This is a genomic window from Yinghuangia seranimata, assembly GCF_029953285.1.
In the GTDB taxonomy this organism is placed as follows: domain Bacteria; phylum Actinomycetota; class Actinomycetes; order Streptomycetales; family Streptomycetaceae; genus Yinghuangia; species Yinghuangia seranimata.
The window spans coordinates 97,656-105,372 of sequence record NZ_JASAOI010000060.1 but is presented as its reverse complement, the minus strand read 5'-3'; the positions used below and the strand labels follow the sequence as shown (position 1 = coordinate 105,372).

Genomic DNA, 7,717 nt, shown 5'->3' with positions numbered 1-7,717 from the left:
GATGGTTTTCCGGTGGTCATGGCGAAGAGGAAACGCCCGGTCCCATTCCGAACCCGGAAGCTAAGCTCTTCAGCGCCGATGGTACTGCACTCGAAGGGGTGTGGGAGAGTAGGACGCCGCCGGAATTTACTTGTGAGAAAGCCCGCCCGGGTTCGCCCGGGCGGGCTTTCTTGCGTTTCCGGGGCCTTTTCTTCCCGCGTCATTGCTGTCCTCGTTTGACTCAGAGGCGGCCGGCGAGTTTCAGGGCCAGGTACAGGTCGGTCAGCTGGGAGGCGAGGTCGCCGGGCGGGGCGTCGACGACGGTGACGCCGTGGCGGCGGAGCTCGGCCGCGGTGGCCTGGCGTTCGGAGAGTTCGCGGGCGGCCGCTGCGGCGGCGTAGACGGCCTCTGCGGTGCCGCGGCCGTTGGACATGGCTGTCAGGGCCGGGTCGGCGACCGCGGCCACCACGACCTCGTGGCGGCTGGTGAGCTGGGGGAGGACCGGGAGGAGGCCTTCGCGTACGGCTTCGGTGTCCAGGCCGGTGAGCAGGACGACCAGTGACCGGCGCTTCGTGCGGCGGATGATCTCGGCGACCAGGTGCGGTGCGTCGGATTCCACGAGCGCGGGCTCGAGGGGAGCCATCGCCTGGACGAAGGACGGCAGCACGTTGGTGCGCGACGTACCTCGGACATCGGCGCGGACCCGGCGGTCGTGGGCCAGGAGGTCGACGCGGTCGCCGGCCTTGGCCGCGACCGCGGTCAGGAGGAGTGCGGCGTCCATGGCGGCGTCGAGCCTGGGGGCGTTGCCCAGGGCGCCTTCCGCGTCGCCGATGCGGCCGGCGGAGGTGCGGCCGGTGTCGAGGACGACGAGGATGTGCCGGTCTCGTTCCGGGCGCCAGGTGCGGACGACGACGTTCTGGCTGCGTGCGGTGGCCCGCCAGTCGATGGAGCGGACGTCGTCGCCGGGCACGTACTCGCGCAGGGTGTCGAACTCGGTGCCGCGGCCGCGGGTGAGGACGGCCGAGCGGCCGTCGAGCTCACGGAGGCGTTCCAGCTTGCTCGGCAGCAGGCGGCGGCTGGGGAAGGCGGGCAGGACGCGGACCGTCCACGGCACCTCGTGGGAGCCCTGGCGTCCGGCGAGGCCCAGGGGGCCCAGGGAGCGCACGGTGACCCGGTAGGCGCGGCGGTCGCCGCGGCGGGTCGGGACGAGGGCGGTGGTGAGGCGGCGGCGTTCCCCGGCCGGGATCGCCAGCGTGTGGCGTTGTCGGGCTGCTCCGGCACTCGGTGGCCAGGCGTCGCGCAGTAGTCCCGTCACGCGCCGCGTGGACGGGTTGTGCACGGTCAGGGTGACGGAGGCGGGCTCTCCGAGCCGCACCGACGTGTCCCCGCCGCGGCTGAACGTCAGCCCTCGGACCGGGCCGGCCAGCAGCAGGTCGACGACGACACCGAGGGCCACACACGCCTCGACGAGGGCGATGCCCGTCCAGGACGGCATCAGCAGTCCGACGACGAGCGCGCCGAGGGCGGCGAGCAGCGCGGTGCGGCCGGTGAGCGTCATCGCCGTGCGTCCGTCCTCTCGTCGGGCGGGGTGCGGGTGGTGCCGGTCGTGTCGGTGGTGCCGTTCGTACGGGTCGTGCGGTCAGGTCTGTCGTGGGGCTGGGGCGACGTCGTGTGCGCTCAGCGCGGCACCGGTACGGCGGCCAGGACCGCGTCGATGACCGCGTCCGCCGTGACGCCTTCCAGTTCGGCCTCCGGGCGGAGCCGGACGCGGTGCCGCAGCGTCGGTTTGGCGAGTGCCTTCACGTCGTCCGGTGTCGTGTAGTCGCGGCCGGACAGCCAGGCCCAGGCGCGGGCGCTGCCGAGCAGGGCGGTCGCGCCACGCGGGGAGACACCGAGCTGGAGGGACGGCGAGGTACGGGTGGCACGGACCACGTCGACGACGTAGGCCAGGACGTCCGGGTCGACGCGCAGCCCGGCCACCGCCCGGCGTCCGGCGGCGAGCTCGGCGGCTCCGGCGACCGGGCGGATGCCGGCGGCGTCCAGGTCGCGCGGGTCGAAGCCGTGGGCGTGCCGCTGCAGGACGGCGATCTCGTCGTCGCGTCCGGGCAGCGGCACGGTGAGCTTGAGCAGGAAGCGGTCGAGCTGGGCCTCGGGCAGCGGGTAGGTGCCCTCGTACTCGATCGGGTTCTGGGTGGCGGCGACCAGGAACGGGTCGGGCAGCGGCCGCGGGGTGCCGTCGACGGAGACCTGGCGTTCCTCCATCGCCTCAAGCAGCGAGGCCTGGGTCTTGGGCGGCGTGCGGTTGATCTCGTCGGCGAGCATGAGGTTGGTGAAGACCGGCCCGGCGCGGAACGAGAACTCGGCGGTGCGGGCGTCGTAGACCATCGACCCGGTGACGTCGCCGGGCATGAGGTCCGGGGTGAACTGCACGCGCGTGGACGTGAGGTCGAGGGCGCGCGCGAGGGTGCGGACCAGCAGGGTCTTCGCCACGCCGGGGACGCCCTCGAGCAGCACGTGGCCCCGGCACAGCAGCGCGATGACGAGCCCGGACACCACCGCGTCCTGGCCGACGATCACCTTGGCGACCTCGGTGCGCAGCGCCTCCATGGCGTCGCGCGCCTGGTCCGCGCTCACCTCGGCCGTTTCGGGGCCGGGCGCGCCGTTGCGGTCCGTGCCGTTGGCGTCCATGCCGCCGTGCGACGGCTCGGGGGCGTGCGTGTGGACCGGTCCGCTCACCTAGACCTCCGAAGGATGCCCCGGTCTTCAGGCCAGGGAGGAATTTGGTCGCCCGCGTAGCGGGGCAGGGACAGCCGGACCGTCGCAAGGTGGCGCGCTGCCGACCATGTGCCTGGGCGGGAGTGTCGGTGGGCGCGGCTAGGGTCGCGCAGGTGACGATGGCGCGCGAGAACGAGGACGCCGGGCATGCCCGGTACACCTACCGCTTGCGCCTGTCGCGGACCGCGCGGGCGGCACTGCTGGATGAGCGGTCGCGGTGCCGGTGGATCTGGAATGAATGCGTCGCCCGGTCGAAGAAGGCCCACGCGGACGGAGAGAAGGTGGGCCCGGCCGCGCTCGACCGAATGCTGACCGACGCGCGGCGGGTGACGCCGTGGCTGCGTGAGGGCGGTTCGGTCCCGCAGCAGCAGACCGTCAGGGACTTCGGCAGGTCCCGCGCCAAGGCGGTCAAGGACATCCGGGACCGGCTGCCGCAGCACCGCCGGGCAGGTATGCCGCGGTGGAAGAAGCGGCGCGGGCCCGCGCCGACCTTGAACTACACCCGGCGCGGTTTCCGCCTCAAGGACGGGCGGCTGTGTCTGGCGGGCGGGATCGTGGTGACCGTGGTCTGGTCTCGGGGTCTGCCGGCCGAGCCGTCGTCCGTCCGGGTCTACCGGGACGGACTCGGTGACTGGTACGCGTCGTTCGTCGTCCCCGCGCAGCTCGAGCCGCTGCCCGCCACGGGCCGGGTGCTCGGGGTCGACTGGGGCGTGCGCGAGACCGCGACCACCACCGACGTCGCCTACGACCTGCCGCACGCCGAGCACGGGCGCAAGGCCGCCGCCGGGCTGGCCCGGTACCAGCGGATGATGGCGCGCCGCAGACCGCCACGGGGCAAGGCGGGTTCGCGGCGCTATCGGCACGCCCGGCGCCAGGCCGCGAAGCTGCACGCCACGGTCGCCCGGCAGCGGCAGGACACCGCCCGCAAGTGGGCCAAGCGCGTCGTGGCCGACCACGACGCGATCGCGGTCGAGGACTTCCGGCCGAAGTTCCTCGCCAGGACCACCATGGCACGCAAGGCCGCCGACGCCGCGATCGGCGCGACCAAGCGGGCCCTGGTCGAGATGGGCCTCAAGCACGCGCGGGACGTCCGTCTCGTGCACCCCGCGCACACCACGATGGACTGCGCGCAGTGCGGAGCGAGAGCCAAGCACGCACTCCCCCTTTCTGAACGAACCTACGTCTGCACCGCGTGCGGAGCCTCGTCCCCCCGGGACAAGAACTCCGCCCGTGTGATGCTGATCCGGGCAGGTCTGAACCCGGCTGGTGTCGAGGGCATAGGACCTGGCTGTCCGCCGGACAGCCAGGCGGCCTGAGCCAGAAATCCCTTCCTCACGAGGGAGGGGAGCAGTCAAGGCTGTCGTACCCCTGTCTTGACGTTTTCTTCCAGCAGGTCGAGCCGGTCGGCCAGGGCGACCAGCGCGGCTTCGTCGTCCGGGTTCGCACCGTACAGCAGCTCGTGGGCCTCGGCGGTGGAGCGGCCGGTGCGTGCCGCGACCGCGTCGGTCAGGACTGCGGGCGGCAGCGTCGCGTCGCCGAGTCCGAGTCGGGCCGCGATACGGCCGCGGGTCGCCGCGCGGAGTTCCTCGGCGGCGCGTCCGACGGTGCCTCCGCGGCGGTAGAGGCGGGCGCGGCCTTCGGCGGTCTCGGTCGCGCGGACGACGACCGGCAGCGGCTCGTTGACGACCGGTCCCAGACGGCGCGCCCGGTACAGCGCGAACAGCACGAGCGCGAAGCCGAGTTGGAGCATCCCGAAGCGCCAGCCGTCGGGCAGCAGCGAGAGCAGGCCCTTGTGCTCGCCGGTGTCGGCGCCTTCCGGCAGGTACCAGAGCAGGTGCGGTTCCGCGCCGAGGAGTTGGAGGGACAGGGACGCGTTCCCGCGGTCGGCGAGCCGGTCGTTGCGCAGTGCCGCGCCGCTGCCGAGCAGGACGACGTCGCCGCCGTCGCGCGGCACGATCACCAGGGACGGGGCGCCGTGCCGGGGGTAACAGCGCACGGTTCCAGAAGTGTTGGCGGCGTAGCCGTGGCCGCCGAGGTCGGCGTCGCCGGCGCGGAGGGCCTCGGGCAGGTCGCAGCGTGGTTGGACGTCCGCGGTGCCGGCGTCGCCGAAGTCGTGGGCGCTGATCTCGAACGTGTCGAGGGCCTCCTGGTCGGCGCCGACGAGGACGACGCGTCCCGGTCGCAAGACGCCCACCGCAACGCGCTGTTCGGCGGTCAGCCGGTTCGGGAACGGCACCAAGAGCGTGGTCGTCTCGGGCGCGCGCTCGATCGCGGGGGTCAGGTCGGCGGTGTCGGTCACCAGGGTGACGTCGACGCCCTGCCCGCGCAGGAGTTCGGCGAGCGCCCGGGAGCCGGCGTGGTCGACGGCCCGCGGATCGAGCTCGCCGTGGTCGCGGCCGCCGGTCAGCAGGACGGTGCCGCTGACGACGAGGAGGATGAGCACGGCCAGCAGCAGCGGGCCGCGGGCGGCCCGCCACAACGCGGCGGCGTCGGGGCTGACCGAGGTCGTGCTCGGGGTCGTGTCCGTCGGGCCGGGCGTGGCCGAACCCTCCTGCGGCGCCTCGGGGTCCGCCGTGCCTGCCGCGCTCACCGGGGGGTCCTGTCCGGGGCCGCGGCGACCGGTTCGGCGGCGGGGCGGGCCGCGGCGCAGCGGGTGTCGAGGTCGCGCAGTGCGGCGTCCATGTCGGCGGTCGCGGGGTGGGCGCCGTAGCGGACGTCGTCGAACATCACGGCGGCGGCTTGCAGCGGGTCGGCGAGCTGCGGGAGGTGGATGCCGGCCTCGGCGGCGGCCTCGTCGGCGGTGCGGCCGGCGCGTTCGTCGAGGATGGCGCGTTCTTCGAGGGCGCGGACGACGGCGCGGAGCCGGTCCTGGACCGCCGCGTCCCAGTCGCCGCGGGCGGCGTGCGCGTCGGCGAGCCTGCGGTATTCGTCGGCGGTGCGCGGGCCTTCGCCGGCGAACAGGCCGCGCCGGGCGGCGGCGCGGCGGGCGACCCGCAGCGGGCCGAGGCGCATGCGTACCGCGATGACGACGGCCAGCAGGACCAGCGCCAGCACGATCAGCCCGAACGGGCCGCCGGGCGCCAGGTTCGAGGCGCGGTCGAGGAGTTCGCTGAAGCGGTCCATCAGCCAGTTCAGGACGCGCTGGATCAGCGACGGGTCGTCCTGGTGGTAGATGGGCTTGGACAGTTCCTCGCGGGCGAGGTCCGCGGCGGGGTCGCGCGGGATGTCCACCGGCCCGGGCGGCGGTGTCGCGGCGCCCGAAAGCGCCGCGAGCACCGGCGCGAAGGCCGCCCCCAGGCCTGCGGTCACGGGGCCGCCGGAGCGTCGTCGTCCGCGACGAGGCCCGCCGCGCGGGCGAGTTCCAGGTCGAGTGCCTCGCGCCGCATGCGCTGGTCGATGTAGAGCAGCACGAGCGCGGCGGCGCCGAACGGGAACGTGAGGCCGTAGGACAGCACCTGGCCGACGCCCATGACGACCATCTCGAGGAACGAGTCCGGCACCGTCTGGGTGAGCGAGAAGCCCGTCGCGAACACGAACGGCATCTGCACGATCCCGCCGATCAGGAAGGTGAGGACCCCGATCAGCAGCGTGATGCCCATGACCCGCCACCAGCTGTTCGTCACGAGCTTGCGCGAACGCCGCAGCGACTTGCCGACGGTGCCCTTCTCCAGGATCAGCGCGGGGCTGGACAGCGACAGGCAGATGTAGGCGTAGATCGCCAGGCCCGCGCCGCCGATGACGCCGAGCGTGATCAGCGCCCCGCCGCCCGCGCCGCCGGCGGCGGCGGCCAGCGCCGCGCCGGGCAGCAGGCAGGCCAGCAGCAGGCCGAGCGGGATCAGGAACGTCATGAGCGAGACACCGAGCAGCCGCCACAGCAGCGGGCGGGTGCCGGCCCACGCCTGCCCAAGCGTCATGTTCTTGCCGATGACGGCGCGGCTGACGACCAGGGTGAGGATGCCGGTGATGAAGAGCTGGCCGAGCGCCACGATGATCAGCATCACCGCCGACGATCCGAGGACCGGCCAGATGACGTCGTTGATCTGCCGGGTCGTGGCGTCGGGGTCGTCGAGGACCGAGGTGTCGACGTTGCGCAGCAGCGCCCACTGCGTCGGCACCACGATCGCCTGCGTGATGAGGGCGACGACCAGCGACAGGCCGATCATCACCTTCCAGTGCGCGCGCATCGCGGCCACCGCGCCGTCGAGCATCTCGCCGACGCCGAGCGGGCGCAGCGGGATGATGCCGGGCTTCGCGGCCGGCAGGTAGGGGCCCTGCCAGCCCTGCGGAGCGCCCCACGCGGGGCCGCCGGGGGCGCCCCAGCCGTGCATCGGGGTCTGTGGGGGCGGCGGGGCTCCCCAACCGGGGGTGCCGCCGGGCGCGCCCCAGCCGGAAGGCGGCGGCGTACCCCACCCGGGTGCCGAGGGCGGCTGCTGCGGGGACCAGCCGGGAGGAGCCTGCTGCTGCCCGCCGGGGGCGCCCCATCCGGGCGCGGCCGGGGGTTGCTGGGGGGACCACCCTGGGGGCGGCGTGGCGCCGTTGTCGCCCGCGTCCGTCCGGTCCGGCTCGGCGGGGGCTGTGCCGTCGTCCTCGCGCCCCGCGGCCGTCGTCCCGGCCCCGTCGTCCTGCCGCGTGCCCGCGGCCTCCTGGGGCCGCTCCTCGCCCGCTCCCGCGCCGGTGCCCGGCGTGCCTGCGTCCACGACCGTCTCCTGCCCGTTGGCGGCCGGCTCACCCTCCGGCGACCGCCCGGACCGCGGCGGGTCGTCGGGCCGCGGTGCGTCCGGTGCGGCCGAGCCCGGAGAGTCCGTCATCGAAGTCGCTCCTCGTTGTTCCTGCCAAGGGATCGGGGGGTGGCGGTCAATCGTGGCACGTTTTCGCCCCCGCACGATGATCGACTCCCGGTCCGGTTGGTGCGCGGCATCGTGCACGGGCCTACCGCGGCGGGGCGGGTGGTTGCGGGGGCGGG

General features: G+C 74.2%; 6 protein-coding genes and 1 rRNA gene. 2 read left to right on the top strand and 5 right to left on the bottom strand.

From position 1 onward, the window contains the following. The first annotated feature begins 8 nt into the window (after positions 1-8). Positions 9-125, top strand: a 5S ribosomal RNA gene (gene rrf, locus QI554_RS35500). Between the two features lie 95 nt (positions 126-220). Here rrf and QI554_RS35495 read toward each other — a convergent pair. Both QI554_RS35495 and QI554_RS35490 read right to left on the bottom strand, forming a co-directional pair. Next, positions 221-1,537 (bottom strand): DUF58 domain-containing protein, encoded by a 1,317-nt coding sequence (locus QI554_RS35495; RefSeq protein WP_281476228.1) that lies wholly within the window; start codon positions 1,535-1,537, stop codon positions 221-223. Between the two features lie 119 nt (positions 1,538-1,656). Continuing rightward, on the bottom strand, positions 1,657-2,667 hold the full coding sequence (locus QI554_RS35490) for an AAA family ATPase (protein WP_281476240.1): 1,011 nt from the start codon (positions 2,665-2,667) through the stop codon (positions 1,657-1,659). Between the two features lie 206 nt (positions 2,668-2,873). Here QI554_RS35490 and QI554_RS35485 point away from each other — a divergent pair, with 206 nt between their 5' ends. Then, a complete protein-coding gene (locus QI554_RS35485) occupies positions 2,874-4,070 on the top strand; it encodes an RNA-guided endonuclease InsQ/TnpB family protein (protein WP_281476238.1) in 1,197 nt (398 codons plus the stop codon). A 35-nt stretch (positions 4,071-4,105) separates the two neighbouring features. Here QI554_RS35485 and QI554_RS35480 read toward each other — a convergent pair whose 3' ends face one another. From QI554_RS35480 to QI554_RS35470, 3 genes are read right to left on the bottom strand one after another with little or no spacing between them, the layout of a single operon-like run. Next, positions 4,106-5,344: a DUF4350 domain-containing protein gene (locus tag QI554_RS35480; protein WP_281476226.1), complete on the bottom strand. Its 1,239-nt coding sequence runs from the start codon at positions 5,342-5,344 to the stop codon at positions 4,106-4,108. Next, positions 5,341-6,063 (bottom strand): DUF4129 domain-containing protein, encoded by a 723-nt coding sequence (locus QI554_RS35475; protein WP_281476224.1) that lies wholly within the window; start codon positions 6,061-6,063, stop codon positions 5,341-5,343. The genes QI554_RS35480 and QI554_RS35475 overlap by 4 nt, the downstream gene beginning before the upstream one ends. Continuing rightward, complete coding sequence (locus QI554_RS35470) at positions 6,060-7,562, bottom strand: hypothetical protein (protein WP_281476222.1); 1,503 nt, start codon at positions 7,560-7,562, stop codon at positions 6,060-6,062. The genes QI554_RS35475 and QI554_RS35470 overlap by 4 nt, the downstream gene beginning before the upstream one ends. Positions 7,563-7,717 lie beyond the last annotated feature (155 nt).

Excerpts from the sequence above, each read along its gene's own strand:
- QI554_RS35470 (WP_281476222.1), bottom strand. The coding sequence starts at position 7,562 with ATGACGGACTCTCCGGGCTCGGCCGCACCGGACGCACCGCGGCCCGAC.
- QI554_RS35490 (WP_281476240.1), bottom strand. The coding sequence starts at position 2,667 with ATGGACGCCAACGGCACGGACCGCAACGGCGCGCCCGGCCCCGAAACG.
- QI554_RS35485 (WP_281476238.1), top strand. The coding sequence starts at position 2,874 with ATGGCGCGCGAGAACGAGGACGCCGGGCATGCCCGGTACACCTACCGC.
- QI554_RS35495 (WP_281476228.1), bottom strand. The coding sequence starts at position 1,537 with ATGACGCTCACCGGCCGCACCGCGCTGCTCGCCGCCCTCGGCGCGCTC.